Source organism: Lishizhenia sp. (genome assembly GCF_057456495.1).
The window spans coordinates 1-2,907 of sequence record NZ_JBVCPV010000275.1; the positions used below are offsets into that span (position 1 = coordinate 1).

Consider the following 2,907-nt stretch of genomic DNA (forward strand, 5'->3'; position numbering starts at 1 on the left):
ATAGCCATTTGCGCAATAATGCCATCAATACATTTTTCATTGCCAAAAGTACAGAACAAGCGAATCATGTTATTTCAAAAAGAATATTACAATTAGGTAAGAAGAAGTTAGCTATACTGAGGCCTGCTTACAACTTTTTTGAAGTCGCTGCTCTGACGATTAAAAAAGAACTTGAACCGAAAGGAGTAGAAGTAGAAATTATTCAAACTAAGCTCAACCAACACGACTATACTACAGAGCTCTCTCTTTTGAGGGATGATGGTACTGATGCCTATGCTTTTTTCGGATATGAGGAACTTGGCTTTGCCATGAAACAGGCGCGTGAATTAGGTATAGAAGCACCTTTTTTCGGTTGTACAGAAATTTTGGATGAAAAGTTCTATACCTTTTCTGAAGGTGAAATCGTAGGAACTGAGTTTAGTTATTTTACCCGCGAAGATGGCAACGCAACTTTGGCCAATGATTTTTTCCTCGACTACAGTGTTGAATATGGGCAGACCCCTCCATCAGATTGGCCACCCATGCAAGCCTATGACGCCATGAATATTTTCATTTCCGCCGTACGCGATGTCAATAAAAAAAACGTAGACAAGGATAACTTAAGTGCTTTCATCACAAAAAACTTAAGCGAAATCAAGAATTACTCTGGCATTTGCGGTTTTTTAAACATGACAGACGATAAAAGTATTCAAGGAATCAATTTTAGTTTATACGAATTGGTAAATAAAGGCGAAACAAAAAAAGTTCGAACGCTGTACGAGTAGCTTATGAAAAAATCATATTACATTCTTCTTATTTCAATTTTTGCTCTACTAGCGCATTCATGTTCAACTGAAAAAATTGAAGAAATCAATATTGCATATATAGGTCCACTTAATGGCACAGCGATTGATTTAGGTATACCCGCAAAAAATGCAATAGCACTGTCCATCAAAAGATACAATGCAAATCGTAAAGATGATCAACCAAAAATCACGTTTCATTGGGCCAATGACAATTGGGAGGGATACAAAGCCGTTAATTTATACGACTCTTTAAACGCACTTCATGATTTAGACATTGTATTCATTAGTAATACAGAGGGCACTATCGCATTACAAGATAGAATTGCTCAGAACAATGACATCCTGATTAACCCATTAAACAGCGATTCTCTTTTGTCTTCTATGAACAAAAACACTTTCACCATTGCTAAGAAAACGGAGGAGGCCAATCAGATTATTGGATTTAGGATTATAGAGTTAGGTTTAAAAAAATCGGCTGTACTTTATTACCCGAATGATTTCATGAGACGTGCCGCTCGCTCTGTTGAGGAGGTTATGGAGCACACAAGCTATTCTTGTAAACTAATAGAGACAGAAAAGGGAGACACCAACTTTATTGAATTATTGCAAGAATTAAAAGAAGAAGAATATGACGCTATTGCATTTTTCGGTTACGCCAATTTTGGATATGCCATGCAACAGGCTCGAAAATTAGGTATAACCGCTCCTTTCTTTGGAAGTACCGTTTTATTAGACACTAATTATTACCACAACGCTCAAGAGAGCATAATCGGAACAGAATGCCCCTACTTCAATTTAGCAGATGGTAATTTTCCGCTAGCCAATGAATTTATTTCCAACTACTATCAAGAATATAATAGAAAACCTATATCAATTTGGCCTGCTCTGCAAGCTTGGGATGCCAGTGAAATCATCTTATCTTTTATAAAAACAGCTAATAACAAGGAAAACTTGACTGATCTCACCACTTACCTCCAGCATTCATTTGCAGATTTAGATTTCTATCAGGGAGTATGCGGGAATATTTCTATGGACCAAAACGGAGCCGCGAAAGGTATCTACTTTAGTTTATACCAATACTCGGATAAAAACACACTCTCTAAAGTTAAACGATGAAAAAAATACGCAACATTCTCTTGTTGAGCTTCTCCCTTTTCTTTGTTTTACTTGCCGTTGTTCTGGGCTTTAATCAATATCTATCGAAAGAAGCTAGTAAAACGAATGAAGTCATTGCAAGTGAAATAACCCCTGCCCTATCTGCACTAAAATCAATCAATGCTTTGAATAGAGAGGGAATGCTATTGTTATTTGATAGATGGACGGATAAAAACAATATTGGTACAAGCAATAGAATTAAACAAATACTTGAGGTAGAGATGCCTCATGCATTGAATGAATTGAACACTATTCAAATTAATTCTCCTTACAAACGCAAACTCATTGACAAAATAGATGAGATAATTTCGAAGATTGAAGTCCGTATACAACGCATGGACGAAATCTTATGGGTTACCCACGATGAACAAACCATACTTAACTCTATAGAACTTAAAAATATTGTTCGAACAGAAATCCCACTGCTCAGTTTTGAACTAAATAACACAACAAGTGAACTCGAAAACCTATACGCCACCAATTTAACCATGTTGCAATCGAGGTTAGAAGAGCACCTGAAAAATGTTTCTAATTTCGTTTTAATTGCCATTGTTGTGGGAAGTATTTTAGGTGTATTTCTCGTTCTTCTCGTTACGAGAACTATTGTTTCACCCATTCATCGATTAATCGAAGCAACAGAAAATGCAGAACCTGGAAAAAGTGGAAGGGCTTTAGATATACAATCCCCCAAAGAATTAGCAGAGTTATCAAAATCATTCAACCGTATGTCTGCCAACCTCGCTTACAGTTACAACGAAATACAACGAAAAAATGAAGAGCTTGAACAGTTTGTTTACATTACTTCTCATGATTTACAAGAGCCGCTAAAAACCCTGAATACCTTAACAGAGCGTTTACAAGTGAAGGCCAAGGATAATCTTGATACTACCTCTAAAAAGTTTTTACAATACATCAATACCTCTACACATCGTATGAGTGCGATGGTGAATGGTTTAATGGAACACAG

At 36.4% G+C, this 2,907-nt stretch carries 3 protein-coding genes; all 3 read left to right on the top strand.

The window, feature by feature from the left end:
- The coding region (locus AC22ZQ_RS13950) for an ABC transporter substrate-binding protein (RefSeq protein ID WP_318959373.1) at nt 1-764 on the top strand (764 nt) is incomplete at its 5' end.
- Nucleotides 765-767: 3 nt separating this feature from the next.
- Entirely contained in the window at nt 768-1,901 is a 1,134-nt protein-coding gene (locus tag AC22ZQ_RS13955; RefSeq protein WP_318959374.1) for an ABC transporter substrate-binding protein, read from the top strand.
- Nucleotides 1,898-2,907: HAMP domain-containing protein (locus AC22ZQ_RS13960; protein WP_318959375.1), on the top strand; the 1,010-nt coding region annotated here is incomplete at its 3' end. The genes AC22ZQ_RS13955 and AC22ZQ_RS13960, both read left to right, overlap by 4 nt.